Origin of the sequence: Granulicatella elegans ATCC 700633 (assembly GCF_000162475.2) — a bacterium.
Classification (GTDB): domain Bacteria; phylum Bacillota; class Bacilli; order Lactobacillales; family Aerococcaceae; genus Granulicatella; species Granulicatella elegans.
Genome location: NZ_KI391971.1, coordinates 190,125 through 205,460, shown reverse-complemented (window position 1 = coordinate 205,460; position 15,336 = coordinate 190,125). Strand labels below are relative to the sequence as shown.

Sequence of the window (15,336 nt, the reverse complement as noted above, 5' to 3'; positions counted from 1 at the left end):
TAACAAATCAAATATGAAAAATCCTTGATTTTTTCTAACAAAAACGGTGATAACCTTACATTACTGTCACAATGATTCCATCCAAGGTTTATGAATAGAAACATGATTCATTAATTCTTCTTGTCGTTTCAATTGTTCTAATCGAGCTAAACGTCTGTCTTCATAGCCACTACAAATGAATTTCTCTTCTGCAGTTTCCGGTTCAATCGCTGGAACTGCAAAATCCGTTTCCCCTTCTCGAGGTAAAGCTACAAATGTCCAAAAACTAGTCGCTGCTAAATAACGTTCACCTGTTAAAACATCTTCCCCTACTACTTTACAAAAGACTTCCATACTTTTCTTTCCAACACCAGAAATATACGTTTCCACACAAACAGAATGCCCTAATGGTAATGGTTTTAAATAATTCATCGCATCGACTGAAGCCGTCACTGCTAAACGACGACAATGACGAGACACCGTAATCGATGCACAATCGTCAATAATACGAGTTAAATTCCCTCCAAATAATGTTTGATGCATATTCACATCAAATGGAAAAATTCTTCTAGACTGAATCGCACGTGTTTGTGCGCATGTTTTGATTGTTGTATTCATACTAACTCCTCTAATATTCAATAACGCTATTGTACCATTCCTTTTCTTTTTTTCAAAAAGTATGGCTTTGAGATAATAGTTCCTTCTTTTTTTATTTCTCACCACTCTACAAAATTAGAATCAATATTATTCGGGACATTATCACTTGGATTTGCGAAGTTTGCAATTCGTTTTGTTTTTGGTATAATGAAGATACAAAAAGAGCCGAGCAGCAACTCGACTCTAATGTAGACCGTTGAAAAGACGGTGGCAGTTATTAGTGTATTAATAACACCGCTAACTCTTCCAAAGTTATGAGCGGTGTTATTTTTTTGTCTTGATTTCTATCAGTTTGACAATGAGTGCCACTAACGCAACTAGTAAAGTCGCAAAAGAACACACTAATGTCAATGCTTCATAGACTGACAAAATACAACCTCCTTTCGATAGATTTTAAACAGATGCTCATAAGCATCACCTACCTTTATAGAGATTGCCACCGCTTTAAAACTTTCTACGCCGAGAGTGTACCATAAACGAAATAGAAATAACAGTTAAATGAGCAAAAAATCATATTGTTATAATAATATTATTTAGGACATTTTTACTTGTGTTTGATACAAATTCCTCATACAAAAAAGAGAGCAACTTTCGTTACTCTCTCATACTCAAACTTCCATTCTTAGTCTAAGCCAATTTCTTGACGAACTACATCTGCAATTCGTGTAACATAATCATGACATAACTCATCCGTTGGCGCTTCTACCATGACACGTACTAATGGTTCTGTTCCACTTGGACGAACTAGAACACGACCATTTCCTGCCATTTCGGCTTCCACTGTGTCGATAATTTCTTTAATCGCTGGAACTTCCATAGCCCCGTTTTTATCGCTCACTCGAATATTGACTAATTCTTGAGGATAAGTAGGTACTTCACTGGCTAATTCACTTAATTTCTTACCTGTTTGTTTCATAACATTCATTAATTGAATTCCTGATAATAATCCATCGCCTGTTGTATTTAAATCTAAGAATACAATATGTCCTGATTGTTCTCCACCAAAGTTATAACCATTTTTGCGCATTTCTTCAACAACATAGCGATCTCCTACAGCTGTTTGAAGAGCGACCATTCCTTCTTCTTCCACTGCTTTATGGAATCCTAAGTTACTCATAACTGTTGAAACAATTGTATCTTGATTCAATTGTCCTACACTGCGTAAGTATTTTCCACAGATAAACATAATTTTATCGCCATCTACGATTTCTCCGTTTTCATCAACCGCAATACAACGGTCTCCATCTCCATCGAAACTTAAGCCTAAATCTGCGCCATTTTCTTTTACAAATGCTGCTAAAGCTTCTGGATGTGTTGAACCCACTCCATCATTAATATTCACACCATTTGGTTTATTTCCCATTGTGTAAAACTCTGTTTCTAAATCTGCAAATAAACGATTTAATACAGCTGAAGTTGCTCCATTTGCACCATCTAACGCTACTTTCATATCTGTTAGAGGGCCGTCAATTGTTTGTTGTAAAAACTGACTATATTTCATTGTTCCTTCTAAATAATCATCCACAGTTCCTAATTCATCTGTTGAAGGACGTGGTAATGTATCTTCTGGACTATCTAATAAAGCTTCAATTTCTGCTTCTGTTTCATCAGATAATTTAAAACCATCTGCTCCAAAGAATTTAATTCCATTATCTTGTGCTGGATTGTGAGATGCAGAAATCATAACCCCTGCCACAGCTCCTTGCACACGTGTTAAATAAGAAACACCTGGTGTTGGAATAACACCTAATTGCATTACTTCAATCCCTACAGATAATAAACCAGCAATTAAAGCATGCTCTAATAATTGTCCTGAAATACGAGTATCTCTTCCGACTAAAACACGTGGATGCTTATCTCCACCTGCTTGTTGTAATAAGACATAGCCACCAAAACGTCCTAATTTAAACGCTAATTCTGGTGTTAATTCAGCATTCGCTACTCCTCTTACACCATCTGTTCCAAAATATTTGCCCATGTTCAATCTCCTTTAAAATTCAATCAATTTCTATTGTCTTGTTGTTTGTGTTGTTTGTGTAGTTTGCGTTGTCTGCGTAGTTTCTGTTGTTTCTGGTGTTGTAGATGTAACAACTACTTCAACAGAAATATTTTCTGGATTGATACTATCCACTCCTGTTGGAAGAGTTATCTTCACCACTTGTGTTGTTGTTTTAGTTACTTGATTGACATCTACCACTACAGGAATAGCTGTCAATTTATCCAACACTTCTTGAGCTCCTAAAATTGTAACCTCTTTAGCATCAGATTTCAACTGATAGGAATATTGCGTACCCGCACTTCCTGTTGTTGTTAATATAATAGGAACTTTTTTGCTATTTGTTGTAATTGGTACTCTTACTTGAACTTGTTCTGGTTCCATCTTTAGTGCCAGAGGTTTTCCTGTTGCATCCAACGCTTGTACGGCAACAGAAGAAGTATAGTCTGCTTTTGTATTTTCTGGCACTGTCACATTTGCGACAACCTTTTCTACTTGATTGATCAGTGATTCTGGTCCAGAAATCGTAACTCTAGCAGGACTCACTAAAGCTTGTCCATTTTTATAAGCTCCTGGTAAATTTGCACGATTCACATTTACTGAAACGGGTAATTCAACCGTTGCTTTCTTTTCAATCATAATCTCAACTGTCTCTGGAGAAACAGATCCCTTAACTCCTGAAGGTAGCCCTGACACTTGCAACGTAATCATATGTTTTCCAGTTCCTAATTCATTTAAATTAGGGGTTTTCACACGATAGGAACCATTTCCTACAACGGTTAATAATGAACTACTAGATCCTTCTATTCTTAGAGTAACAGCTTCCGGCAATCCAGTAACCGTGTATAATTGGCTATCCATATCAACATAAATAGGGACATTTCCAATTGTATTTGAAGTTGTCTGAACTGACACTGAAGACGATTGTCTACTTGGACTTGATTCACTTGCGTATACAAATAAAGCCATCGTCAAAACAAAGGATATTACTATCAAAAATGACTTTTTAGTCATCCATTTACTAATCATTGATACGACCTCCTCTAAAGAAATCGATAATCATTGTTAAAATTGTCGAATCTTTTTGAGAAGTTTCTTTGGTAATTAAATGGTCACTTAAAACTTCTACGAATTCATCCGGCGTTAGCTCACGTAATAATTTTTCACGCAATGCGACGCTAACTTTCCCTGTTTCTTCTGAAATAACAATAATTAAAGCATCTGTTACTTCACTTAATCCGATAGCTGCACGGTGTCTTGTTCCTAATTCTTTAGGAATAAATTTACTCTCAGATAATGGTAAATAACATGCCGCTGCTTCCACTTCATGACCACGAATAATCACCGCACCATCATGAAGAGGGGTATTCGGAATAAAAATTTGTGTCATTAATTGATTTGAAATTCGTGATTGTAACGCAATTCCTGTATTAATATATTCTTCCAAAGAATTTGCTTGTTCAATACAAATTAATGCACCGATTCTTCTTTTTGCCATATATTGTACAGAAATATTTAACTCTTCAATCATCCTTTGAGCTTGATTCGTTCCCGAAGCTCTCCTTGAGAAAAAGTTTGAACGACCGATATGTTCTAATCCTCTTCGAATTTCTGGTTGAAAGACGACAATAGCTCCCACAACTCCCCATTGGATTACTAAATTCATAATCCAGTCAAGAGTAATTAGCCCAAACATATAACTGATGAATTTTACCCCAGCAATAACTGCCAATCCCTTCATCAAATGTACAGCCCTTGTACCTTTCATGATGAGTAATAGATTATATAATAAGTACCAAACAATCACAATATCGACAATATTACGAATGCTACTCCAAGCACCTAAACTACTCCAATTAAATTGCATCACTCAACCCCCATTTCTATATCTTCTTTAGTTTATACCTTTTCTAAAAACATTACAACTGCCCTCATCATGAACTTATTTATATTTTATTTTTTGACAGTAAATTTCTCTTCGTGCTACACTACAATCAACTAATTAAGGGAGGATTTATCATGCAAAAAAGTTATTTTGACGGTGGAATGCTAACGTATATTTTCAGTTGCATTATTTCATTTTTTATTATTACACTGACCTTTGGACTAGGAACGCCTTGGGCAATCTGCATTTTTTATAAATGGGAAATTGAACATACCGTTGTTGAAGGCCGTCGTCTTGGATTTAATGGCACTGCACTCGAATTGTTTAGAAACTGGGTCAAATGGTTTTTCTTATGTATTATCACATTAGGAATCTATGGATTCTGGGTTCATATTAAAATACTAGAATGGAAAGCTGAACATACTTATTTCTTAGATTAAAGTAAAAACCACTCCGTAACGTTAAACGGAGTGGTTTTTGTTATGCCACATTCTTTTCTTTTTGCTGAACTCGTTTAGCAATATATGCTGTTAAGATTGGTGTTAATATAGCTGTCACGATAACGGAAGCTGTAATTTGAGTTGTAGCAGTCGCTTCAATTGCTTTAAAAGAAGCATCTACCGCAGAAAGTGCCGCTGGTGTCGCAATAGCACTTGCAGCCGTACTAGAAATCGCAGCACCTGCAACTCCATTTCCTCCAGATAATTTATCTGCAGCAATCGCTGCAACCCCACCAATTAAAGTTGTAATTACACCTAGTAAAATACCAGGTAATCCACCTTCAAGAATTTGTCCAAAGTTCATATTTGCCCCTAAACAAAATCCTACGACGATAATAATCGCTGTAATCCCATTTGAGAGAACTTTCTTCATATAAGGAAAGGCATTTCCTAAAATAATCCCAATAATTAATGGTAAGATTGTTCCAATTAAGTTCCAAATGGAAATATTCGCTAATCCTGCGGTACTTAACACCGCCATTGTTACCATTGGACCAACACTTAAAGTAGTAATCCCAACAGCACCAGCATCAATTTCATCACCGTATACTTCTACAATTCCAGCATACATCGCATTATTCGCTACTGAAATCGCTCCAATTACCGCTACTGCGCTCAATCCTAAGAAATTATCATTGAAAACTTTTGCCACTAATAATCCTAGAATAATTGAAACAATAATTTTAGCGATAATAATAGACGCCCCACGAACAACAGCCTTCGGCGTATTTTTTAAGGAAATCGTTCCACCAATGACAAATAAGAACGCCCCAACCAATGGACCTGCACCTTTTACAATCGGTGTTGTAAATCCACCAATTTGCAAGATTTGAGGAATAAATGTATTAATAAAACATCCAATAAACATTGGTACAATAATGGTATCCCCAGGAATTTTAATCTTTTTCATTGCATTCACATACCTTTTTAAAATTTTATCGAGCGGAAGAAAAATCAACCATCTAATGTAATACCACCATCGCAGTCGCCGATTTCCCCTGTAATAAAGCTTGCTAAATCACTCGCAAAGAATAAAATCATTTGAGCAATTTCAACAGGTTCTGCACGACGTCCTAAAGGAATCATACTAATTACTTTTTGACTCTTTTCTTTATCTTCTGAAAGCACTGTTGTCATATCTGTTCTTGTAAATGATGGACATACTGCATTACAAGCAATATTGTATTTACCGACTTCTTTAGCAACTGCTTTTGTCAAACCATTCAAGCCTGCTTTTGAAGAAGCATACGCTGCAGTTCCTAGAAGACCTCCCCCTAATTTTGCAGCAACGGAAGAAACATTGACAATTCTACCACCTTTATTTTCAATAAAATGAGGGAAAATAGTACTAATCGTTGAGAAACATCCAGAAAGATTAATACGAATGGTTCTTTCCCATTCTTCATACGTCAATTGATCAAAAGGTTTCGCACTAATGACTCCTGCACAATTGACTAAAATATCTACTTTACGTTCAGAGAGAATCTTCTTCATGCTTGCAACAATGGATTCATGATTTCCTAAATCCATGTATTCAAACACAGTATGTTCTGCTCCAAACTCGGCTACTGTTTTTGTAGCAGCAGCTTCATTAATATCTGCAATAACTACAAAACCTCCACCTTCAACAATTCCTCTTACTACTTCTTTTCCAATCCCATTTGCTCCACCTGTCACGATAGCAACTTTTCCTGAAAAATTCATAAAAATCACTTCCTTTGATTGATTGTTTACATTCTATTCCTATAAAAAAATCAGGTTGTTATCATTTGATACTATTTTCACAGTTTTTTTGCAAATTTTATCAAATTTACGTAAAACCAAAAAAACCTGTTGGATCCACCAACAGGTTACGAATTTGTTCAAATTAATCTAAATATCTTTCTGGCACTTTTAGAACAGCACAGATTTTCTTCAAATCTTCTTTAGATAGAACATTACTTTCATAAATGCTCTTACCACTGATTCGTTGAACATCCAATGCAATATGGGCTGCTTTATCAGCAGTTTCAATTAATCCGAAGCAATCTTGATAATCTACACCAGTAGAAAGAACTCCATGTTTGCTCCAAACAACTAAACGATGAGTTTCCAACTCTTTAGCTGTAGCTGAACCAATTTGTTGAGTTCCTGGTACTTCCCAAGGTAGAACAGCAATTCCATCAGGGAATACTACGATTGATTCAGTTAACACTGACCATAAATCTAATGATAAAGATTCAGTTGTTACATCATTTAATAAGCAGTAAGTTACAACATTTGTTGCATGATTATGAATTACTACTCTATGATTTGGATTTTGTTTTAATCTAGCTGCATGAGATAATACATGCATGAAGATTTCACTTGTAGGACGTTTTCCTGTAACAAAACCTGCAACTACTTGATAACCTTTATCTGTTAATTGAATGATACCAGTATCCGCATGTGGTTGAGAATGTAATGTTCTAAAATGGCTTCCAGAAGCAGTAATTAAGATATATTCTCCTCTCACATGTTCTGGAACATCTAAAACTTCCACTTCTTTTCTATTTTCAGCATAGTACGTATATTCTGTACCAGCTAAGCTGCTTTCAAGATTTTCAGCTTCTTCAACTGTTAAACGATAACTAACATTTCCTCCGTTATATTCGTCCCAGCCTTTATTCCACATATCATATGTCACTTGACATAATCCTTCAATAAACTTAGGATACCCCATAATTATTCCCCTTCTTTAACTATAATATTTTTCAGCCGTACCTGAAAAAAATTTTTTTGTTTATCCAACATAATAGTAACCGTTTTCTTAACTTCCGTCAACCGAATTTGTTTATTTTTTAATAATTTATGTGTATTTATCGTAATCCTTTATTATTATGCATTCTTATTGGATTAAATATTCAATTAAACAAATTCTATAAACGATTCCTAATATTAATTCTACAAAAAGAACGGATCCCTATAATGAGATCCATTCTTTAATTTCTTCAAATTTTTCCCATTCAACCGAATTCAAATTCATTGATGCTTCTATTCTATCTATTTCTGAATCAACCCTTTGAATTTTCCTCTTATTTACGATTCTTTTTTAGTTCTACGAACTTTCTTAAATCTACTTTCATCAAATTCCTTGAATAAATTTTGCTTATCCAAGTAGATTACGACAGGTAAAATTAAGACCGTTAACCAAATTATTTGAGAGATAATAGAATAGACAAATAGTATTCCTAATACTAAAACAAGCAATTTCTTCATTCTATTCGCCTACTTCTAATGTTTCATTATATTTCTTTCTATCTTTTAATAGCCATACATAAAGAGCTAACCATACAACTCCTAATACAATAGCGATAACATCTCCATTAAATCCATTTGCTAAAATATAACGAATATCTGGTCCTTCAAAAGTAGCCCATGAAATTAAACCACTTTGATTTAATGTTTTTGTTTCTTCTGCTAAACGAGTCATATATGGAGTGAAGTAAGTTGCTCCATATAAGAATAAAGGAGTAGAAATTAAACCATGAATAATCATTCTTAACACATTACCATTTGTTAATAATAACGCTCCTACAACAAATGATAAATTAATAATACCTGCAAATGGTAATACAATATTATTTGGTAAAACGATAGATCCTACTAAAAGGAATGGGATTGTAAAGATAACTGCTACCCATAATTCATTACGTCCACCAAGTACTGGCCAGTCTAAACCAATATAAACTTCACGATCTTCAAATTTTTCACGCATAAAGTCAGATACTGCCTCTGAAATTGGTGATAAAGCTTGAGAGAATAATTTTGATACCATTGGGAATAATGTTAAAGCTGTTGCAGCTTGAACTGAAAGAGTTAATGCGTATTTAATACCATTACCAGATGCAGCTCCTAATGCAAATCCAATAATAGCCCCCATTACTCCATTTTCACCAAATACACCAATTTTTTCTTTTAATGTATCTGCATCAAATTGTTTATTTAAAATAGGAATTTTTTTCAATAATTCATCAATTGGATGTAAAATTACTGCAATCATACAAATGAAGTGAGGTACTGTAATCCCAGGTACTCCAGTTAAACGTTCTACTTCTGGTGCAAATACATCTCCAAGTTTTAGTTCTAATACAATAATAATAGCTGCTGCAATAAATCCTAAGAAAATGTTATTTGTAAAGTACGTTACAATTACTGCTGTAAAAATTTTATTCCAAACATTCCATAAGTCTACATTTAATGTTTTTGTTTGTTTAGTAACTAACATAATAAAGTTAATTGATAATTGTAATGGGAAAACTAAGAAAGCATATGGCCAAGCCCAACTAATTGCTGCTGCACCAGGCCAACCAATATCAACCGCTGGTAAACTTAATCCAGTATGAGTTGTTAAATCATTTGCTGCTGCACCCATACTTGTCATAATAAAGTTTACTAGAATTCCCATACCTGTAAATGCAATTCCTAGAGTTAACGCTGCTGTGAAAGCTTCTCTGAACTTCATTTTCATTGCTAATCCAACAATTAACATTAAAAATGGAACAAATACTGCCGCTCCTAAATCCAAAATATATTGAATAATGACTTGCAAGGTTTCCATAGTATTTCCTCCTAACTATTTAAAAAATCAATAATTTTTTGTAACTCTTGTTTTTGACCCATTCCTGTTAAAAATGCAATTCCGTTAAATACTGGAACTCCATAGTCCTTTTTTGCTTTGACGATTGAAATATATCCATCTGCTGATTTTAAATGCATTTCTAACGCCTTCATATCTACAGCTTCAATCTCGCAAGGTACATTGGCTTCTTTTAATAATCTCTCAACTTTTGATGCTACTGTTTGAGAAGTAGCCACTCCTGATCCACATGCAACAATTAATTTTTTCATAACTCTTCCTCCATTTCTACTGTTACAAATAATTGATAAACTTCTTCTTCTGATTTTGCATTTTGCAATTTTGTAATAAATTCATCTTGTCCAAAAATATTCATTAGTTCAACTAACAAACCTGTTTGATTTTTTGGTTCAGAAATTCCTAATACAATTACAAAATTTACAGGAACCTCTTCATCCGATGTCCCCATCTGAATAAAAGTTATAGGTTTTGATAATTTAACAATGTAAATAAATGGTTTTTTCACATATTCACTATACGTATGCGGAATTGCTACTGCTGTTTTTTCTAATCTTAATCCTGTTGGAAATTCCTCCTCTCTTTCCATAATTGCAGATGCAAATCCATCTGTTACAAACCCTTTATCAAACAAAGTTTTAGACAATTTTTGAAGCAATTCTTTTTTGTCTTCACCCACTCCTTCTAAATTAATTAATGTTTTATTGACTAACTGTGATATAATTGTCATTTTTTTCACTCCTTATAATATTGATTCAAAGTTAGCTTCCGAAAATAAAGCCGTTATAAAACTTTCATGATTTTCGCTCTCCCATAAATTTTGTATATAAGAAGAACTATCAATCTTAGAATAAATTACCTTTAAGGCATCTTTATAAAGTTCTAAATCCTTCTCTGTAATAGCAATCAGCATAACTACTTTAACTAAATTTTGCCCCCAATAAATTGGTTTATCTAATGTCATCATTATTAATTCACTAGTATGCACCTCTTTGGGATTAGCATGAGGAAGTGCTATACCTGTATAAGTACTTGTTATGCCTAAATTTTCTCTATGACGAATAGTCTTTTCAAAATTTATATTTTCTAAATTTTTCTCATTAGCCAATTGAATAATCTTTGACAAACACTTATCTACACTACTTACCTTTTCTCTAATATATATTGATTTACCAAGTAATTTTTTGATTAAATGATTTGTATATTCCTCATCATTTTTTGTCAAAAAATTGTATTGTGTTTGTTCCATTGTACTTGCTAAAAATTTTCTTTGGATTTTTAGTAAATCTTCTTCTTTCATAATCGTTCCAACATGAATATATGGAAATGATATATTTTCTAATTCCACTGAGCTAATAACTAAGTCATTTTCTCTAACATCTAAAGAACTTGCTTTAGAATATTCTACTTTATGAATATGTTCGAACTGCCCAGTTATTTTTCTAACTTGATTTAACAACAATTCGGATGTCGCTAAACTATGGGGACATATTACATAAATATTCATAGGTTTTTTTATCTTTTCAACAGATATCTCCAAATGTATGGTTAAAAGCGCTGCTTCATTATCTGTTAATTCAACGTTAAAATTATTCTTAAAAACTTTTCCTGATAACCAAACAAAGTTATACAAGACTCCATACTGGTACTTAATTTCTTCCATCAAATCACTCTTCAAATGAATTTTATTTCGCAATCTCATAATCATTGCTGGGATATGATTGATTAACATTCCTCGTAAATAATCGTCTTGCTCAAAATGAATACCCGCTAACTCACCAACTAAGGCTATAAATTCATCGACTGTTTTCTCAATTTGAGCATTGGACTCTAAATAAGTATTTTCATAATTTCCAATAGTAATTAAGCTCTGAGAAAGAGAAATGATTTCTTTCTCGGCAACTTCTTTTCCAGAAACTTCATTCAATAAATCTCTAGCTAATAAATAAGTTTCAATAATTTTTGGGTTATTACTATCTAAATCATTTTGCTGTTCTATAAAATAGCCGTTTTTCCAACGAATATCGAAAATAATCAAGTCCATTAATAAGTAATGACGATATTCATAACAAACTGAAAATTTATATTTTTCTAACAAATGATTCATAATTTGAATAATTTCTTGAACTCTATTCTGATTAATACATCCATAATTCGATAATCCTGCTAAATTAAAATGAATTAATCCACTTAACAGCTTATTACGAAAGAATTTTCTAATATTATCTTCCAAACCATCCAATGAAATTTTCCCTTGATGTTTAATCAATTTGATTCCATTCTTATTAATTTCTTTTTCCAATTCATGAACTTCTCTTCTTATAGTAGATTCACTCGTGAAGTTTTCAATTGAACAATCTAAAATATCAACTTCATTTTTTAGCATAAATGTAGATAATAGTTTACACTCTTCATTTTGCTTATTCGTCTTTTGTGAAGTTTGAAAAGTTTTCTTCAATTGTTCTTTGTATTTTTCATCTATTTCAATATAAATCCCCATGCTAGGCTTTTTCTTTATCTCTGAAGAAAAAGCTTTTAGATATTGATTAATTACTGAAATATCATTGTAAATTGTTTTAGTGGAAACTAAATACTGTTGAGCTAACACCTTCCCTGTCACAGGTTCATTTTCTTGAATTAATCGATTCAATAAATCCATCTGTCTATTATTCATTAAAATCACCCTCCAACCATTTCCACATTTCCATTTTAAACCGCTTGCAAAATAATATTAAGTCAACTTTTTTCCAGAACATTGTGGAAGTTTTATTTTTCACTCGTCCAATTACAAATTTCAATTATAGAAATGCAGAATTTATTTCCTATTATTTTCCTACTTTATCCCCTCTTAATCAATACCTTCGATCAAATTTGTAAATCAAAAATATAAAAAGAAGCTAGCAATAATTTTCACTAGCTTCTTCCATTCTAATTTATCCTAAACTCTCCTCTTCCCCCACACCAGATCGATACGCCATCACACCTAATCCAATAAAGATGACTAGTGTCACGATTAAGAATACAACCTGTTCCTGAATCGTTCCTGCCATAGAAATTGTTTGTCGTAATCCTGATACTGAATAGCTCATTGGAAGCCATGGGTTAATACTCTTGAAGAAATCATTCGTCAATGCAAGTGGATAAGTTCCCGCACTTGAGGCTAATTGTAATAATAAGAGTATTAATGAGAAGAATGCTCCCACACGAGAATTCCATGTTGTTAATGCCGTTACCATTGCCATAAATGTGACACTTGCTAATAGAATAAGCAATAGAGTTTTCATTTCATGTACGGCTGTTAAACCAATCATGTGTACTCCACCATAAACAAGTATTCCTGCTAATACAGCAATCATTCCATTAATTTCTAATCGAGCTTTAAACCAAGCCCAACGTGTTTCTGGATGTCTTCCAGAGGGTAGTTTTGCAAAGATCATATTCGTTGATAATGCTGCCACAAACAATGCAACAGATATCATATATGGAGCCATCGCAATCCCATTGACTGCTACTGCATCATGATCTGTTTTTGATAATGCCAATGGATTGGATAAAGTTTTCGCATTTGTTTCTTCTGTAGAAGCTAATGCTAATTGTTCATTGGCATCCATTAATCCTGTACTTAAAGTAGTCACTCCACCATATAAAGTTTCCAATCCAGCTGAAAGAGTATTTCCTCCATCAGCAAGTTTTTCTGAACCTTCTGCAATTTTTTGTGATCCATCTGTTAATTTAGAAGAACCTGAAAGGAGTTGTTCAGATTTTTGATTTAACTGGCTTGTTCCAGATTGTAAGGTAGTGATTCCAGATACTAATTCTGAAGATTTTTGATTTAATAGGTTACTTCCAGAAGAAATTTTTTCAATACCTGTGACTAGTTCAGGAGCTTTTTGCGCCAATTGTCCGACTCCAGAAGTTAAAGTTGAAGATTTTTCGGCCAATTGAGAAGAACCTGATGCTAACTGGCTGACACTACCGTTTAAAGCACTGTTTTTAGAGCTTAAAGCATTGGCTCCTTGTGCAACTTTATCCACTCCACTTGTATAAGCACCTACACCACTTTGAATCGCTTGGCTAGCTGGAACTAGTTGTTGACTGACTGCCGATTGTAGTGTTCCAATTCCTCCTGATAATTGTGTTAATGAAGAAGAAGCTAATGGCAATACTTGTCCTGCTGCGGATTGTAATTTAGCGACACTTTCTGCTTGAGATTTTGCATTTCCCAAATTCCCTTTTAATACTTGAATCGTCGATAAAATTTCTTTTGCAGATTGCACACTTGTATTTGCTTGATTTGATACAGCTGCTGTTAATTCTGCTTGCTGTTCAGCACTTAAAGTGCTATACGCATTTGTTGTTTGAATGGCTGTTAATGCAGCTTGTTGAGAAGCTTGACTATTTACCATTATACTTTGTGCTGAAGCTGCGATTGTAGATAAAGCATTGGTTACCTCACCCATTAAAGCTGTACTTTCATTTGCATTCGCTGATTGAATCGCTTGATTTAATTGATCTAACCCAGCTGCCAATTGAGAAATTTGACTACTTTTTTGTGCAGATGCCTCTAATTGACTCGATAATTGCTGAATTCCTTGATTCAATTGTTGAACTCCATTTCGCAATGTTTCTGATTGACCTGCCAATTGACTTGCACCTGAAGATAAACTATCCACTCCAGATGTATATGCTTGAACTCCACTAGATAATTGATTCAACCCTGAGTCTAGTTTCACCACTCCACCAGCATATGCTTGAACCCCATCATTTAATTGTTGGATTCCGGAAGCTAATTCTGGAGTTTTAGAAGATAATTGATTTAAGCCATTATCTAATTGAGAAACAGCACCTGTATATGTTAGTAATCCATTATGGAATGTCGTTACACCTGCATCAATTTTTTTCACAGCATCTGTGTAAGTTGCTAGTCCATTCGTAAATTGCTCTGCTCCATTTGAAAAAGTGACACTTGATTGAGCTAAAGTTTGTAAATTAGTCGCTAATTGTTGGCTTCCATCTTTTAATTGATTAGACCCATCAGCAAGAGTTTGACTTCCTTGCGAAGCTTGTTCCATCCCCTCTTTTAAATTCCCCATTTTTTCAAATAAAGCTTTTGTATAAGTTTCTGTCACATTTTTTGCAACTGTTTGCTTTAATTGAGCCATCGCAGAATCACTCATTTTACTAGCAATAAAACTATGCCCACTCGAAGTTCGATAATCAATATTCATTTGTTCCGGATGATTTGTTAAAATCGATGCAGCTTTTTGGGATAAATCACTAGGTAAAGTCACAACCATATAATAAGTACCATTTTCTAGTCCTTCCACACCATCTGCTTCTGTAACAAAATGAAAATCTAACGAATCATTATCCTTCAAATTCGAGACCATGTCTTCTCCAATGTTCATTGACTCCCCATTATAAGTAGCTGGCTGATCTTTATTCACAACTGCTACTGGCAATTCAGATAATTTTCCATATGGATCCCACATAGAAGATAAAAATATAATATTATACAAAGCAGGAATAAGAGCAATCCCTACCATAACAATTATAAAAGTTGGTTTTTTTAAAACTGCTTTCCCTTCTCTAAACATATAAGCCCTCTTTTCTGTACACGATGTCTAATTTTTGATAAAATAGATTATACATCAGTAAAACCAGATATCAAGTAATAAAATTTATTTTTAGACATAGTGTGTAA

At 33.7% G+C, this 15,336-nt stretch carries 15 protein-coding genes; 1 reads left to right on the top strand and 14 read right to left on the bottom strand.

Features of this window, described 5'->3' with window-relative positions; translation table 11 throughout:
• Window positions 1–66: 66 nt before the first annotated feature.
• From HMPREF0446_RS00865 to cdaA, 5 genes are all read right to left on the bottom strand, one after another.
• Window positions 67–597, bottom strand: a complete 531-nt coding sequence (locus HMPREF0446_RS00865) for an acyl-CoA thioesterase (RefSeq protein ID WP_006703654.1) — start codon at window positions 595–597, stop codon at window positions 67–69.
• 303 nt (window positions 598–900) lie between these two features.
• A complete protein-coding gene (locus HMPREF0446_RS08235; protein WP_169816064.1) occupies window positions 901–1,005 on the bottom strand; it encodes a putative holin-like toxin in 105 nt (34 codons plus the stop codon).
• Window positions 1,006–1,258: 253 nt separating this feature from the next.
• On the bottom strand, window positions 1,259–2,614 hold the full coding sequence (glmM, locus tag HMPREF0446_RS00860) for a phosphoglucosamine mutase (protein WP_006703655.1): 1,356 nt from the start codon (window positions 2,612–2,614) through the stop codon (window positions 1,259–1,261).
• 30 nt (window positions 2,615–2,644) lie between these two features.
• On the bottom strand, window positions 2,645–3,661 hold the full coding sequence (locus HMPREF0446_RS00855) for a CdaR family protein (protein WP_006703656.1): 1,017 nt from the start codon (window positions 3,659–3,661) through the stop codon (window positions 2,645–2,647).
• Complete coding sequence (gene cdaA, locus HMPREF0446_RS00850; RefSeq protein WP_020991243.1) at window positions 3,654–4,499, bottom strand: diadenylate cyclase CdaA; 846 nt, start codon at window positions 4,497–4,499, stop codon at window positions 3,654–3,656. The genes HMPREF0446_RS00855 and cdaA overlap by 8 nt, the downstream gene beginning before the upstream one ends.
• Before the next feature lie 152 nt (window positions 4,500–4,651).
• On the opposite strand from cdaA, the gene HMPREF0446_RS00845 reads away from it, so the two are divergent.
• Complete coding sequence (locus HMPREF0446_RS00845; RefSeq protein WP_006703658.1) at window positions 4,652–4,957, top strand: YjgN family protein; 306 nt, start codon at window positions 4,652–4,654, stop codon at window positions 4,955–4,957.
• A 40-nt stretch (window positions 4,958–4,997) separates the two neighbouring features.
• Here the strand turns inward: HMPREF0446_RS00845 and HMPREF0446_RS00840 are convergent, their stop codons facing one another.
• The 9 genes from HMPREF0446_RS00840 to HMPREF0446_RS00800 form a co-directional block, all read right to left on the bottom strand.
• Window positions 4,998–5,927, bottom strand: a complete 930-nt coding sequence (locus HMPREF0446_RS00840; protein ID WP_020991242.1) for a 2-keto-3-deoxygluconate permease — start codon at window positions 5,925–5,927, stop codon at window positions 4,998–5,000.
• 44 nt (window positions 5,928–5,971) lie between these two features.
• Window positions 5,972–6,721: an SDR family NAD(P)-dependent oxidoreductase gene (locus HMPREF0446_RS00835; RefSeq protein WP_006703660.1), complete on the bottom strand. Its 750-nt coding sequence runs from the start codon at window positions 6,719–6,721 to the stop codon at window positions 5,972–5,974.
• A 163-nt stretch (window positions 6,722–6,884) separates the two neighbouring features.
• Window positions 6,885–7,718, bottom strand: coding sequence for a rhamnulose-1-phosphate aldolase (rhaD, locus tag HMPREF0446_RS00830; RefSeq protein WP_006703661.1), 834 nt, complete (start codon window positions 7,716–7,718; stop codon window positions 6,885–6,887).
• A gap of 356 nt (window positions 7,719–8,074) precedes the next feature.
• A complete protein-coding gene (locus HMPREF0446_RS00825; RefSeq protein WP_020991241.1) occupies window positions 8,075–8,254 on the bottom strand; it encodes a hypothetical protein in 180 nt (59 codons plus the stop codon).
• 1 nt (window position 8,255) lies between these two features.
• A complete protein-coding gene (locus HMPREF0446_RS00820; RefSeq protein ID WP_006703662.1) occupies window positions 8,256–9,596 on the bottom strand; it encodes a PTS galactitol transporter subunit IIC in 1,341 nt (446 codons plus the stop codon).
• 11 nt (window positions 9,597–9,607) lie between these two features.
• On the bottom strand, window positions 9,608–9,886 hold the full coding sequence (locus tag HMPREF0446_RS00815; RefSeq protein ID WP_006703663.1) for a PTS sugar transporter subunit IIB: 279 nt from the start codon (window positions 9,884–9,886) through the stop codon (window positions 9,608–9,610).
• Window positions 9,883–10,362 (bottom strand): PTS sugar transporter subunit IIA, encoded by a 480-nt coding sequence (locus HMPREF0446_RS00810; RefSeq protein ID WP_006703664.1) that lies wholly within the window; start codon window positions 10,360–10,362, stop codon window positions 9,883–9,885. Before HMPREF0446_RS00810 ends, HMPREF0446_RS00815 begins: the two co-directional genes overlap by 4 nt.
• Window positions 10,363–10,374: 12 nt before the next feature.
• Window positions 10,375–12,306, bottom strand: coding sequence for a BglG family transcription antiterminator (locus tag HMPREF0446_RS00805; RefSeq protein ID WP_006703665.1), 1,932 nt, complete (start codon window positions 12,304–12,306; stop codon window positions 10,375–10,377).
• Between the two features lie 259 nt (window positions 12,307–12,565).
• Window positions 12,566–15,229: a YhgE/Pip domain-containing protein gene (locus HMPREF0446_RS00800; RefSeq protein WP_006703666.1), complete on the bottom strand. Its 2,664-nt coding sequence runs from the start codon at window positions 15,227–15,229 to the stop codon at window positions 12,566–12,568.
• Window positions 15,230–15,336: the final 107 nt, after the last annotated feature.

Excerpts from the sequence above, each read along its gene's own strand:
- HMPREF0446_RS00865 (WP_006703654.1), bottom strand. The coding sequence starts at position 597 with ATGAATACAACAATCAAAACATGCGCACAAACACGTGCGATTCAGTCT.
- glmM (WP_006703655.1), bottom strand. The coding sequence starts at position 2,614 with ATGGGCAAATATTTTGGAACAGATGGTGTAAGAGGAGTAGCGAATGCT.
- HMPREF0446_RS00855 (WP_006703656.1), bottom strand. The coding sequence starts at position 3,661 with ATGATTAGTAAATGGATGACTAAAAAGTCATTTTTGATAGTAATATCC.
- cdaA (WP_020991243.1), bottom strand. The coding sequence starts at position 4,499 with ATGCAATTTAATTGGAGTAGTTTAGGTGCTTGGAGTAGCATTCGTAAT.
- HMPREF0446_RS00845 (WP_006703658.1), top strand. The coding sequence starts at position 4,652 with ATGCAAAAAAGTTATTTTGACGGTGGAATGCTAACGTATATTTTCAGT.
- HMPREF0446_RS00840 (WP_020991242.1), bottom strand. The coding sequence starts at position 5,927 with ATGAAAAAGATTAAAATTCCTGGGGATACCATTATTGTACCAATGTTT.
- HMPREF0446_RS00835 (WP_006703660.1), bottom strand. The coding sequence starts at position 6,721 with ATGAATTTTTCAGGAAAAGTTGCTATCGTGACAGGTGGAGCAAATGGG.
- rhaD (WP_006703661.1), bottom strand. The coding sequence starts at position 7,718 with ATGGGGTATCCTAAGTTTATTGAAGGATTATGTCAAGTGACATATGAT.
- HMPREF0446_RS00825 (WP_020991241.1), bottom strand. The coding sequence starts at position 8,254 with ATGAAGAAATTGCTTGTTTTAGTATTAGGAATACTATTTGTCTATTCT.
- HMPREF0446_RS00820 (WP_006703662.1), bottom strand. The coding sequence starts at position 9,596 with ATGGAAACCTTGCAAGTCATTATTCAATATATTTTGGATTTAGGAGCG.
- HMPREF0446_RS00815 (WP_006703663.1), bottom strand. The coding sequence starts at position 9,886 with ATGAAAAAATTAATTGTTGCATGTGGATCAGGAGTGGCTACTTCTCAA.
- HMPREF0446_RS00810 (WP_006703664.1), bottom strand. The coding sequence starts at position 10,362 with ATGACAATTATATCACAGTTAGTCAATAAAACATTAATTAATTTAGAA.
- HMPREF0446_RS00805 (WP_006703665.1), bottom strand. The coding sequence starts at position 12,306 with ATGAATAATAGACAGATGGATTTATTGAATCGATTAATTCAAGAAAAT.
- HMPREF0446_RS00800 (WP_006703666.1), bottom strand. The coding sequence starts at position 15,229 with ATGTTTAGAGAAGGGAAAGCAGTTTTAAAAAAACCAACTTTTATAATT.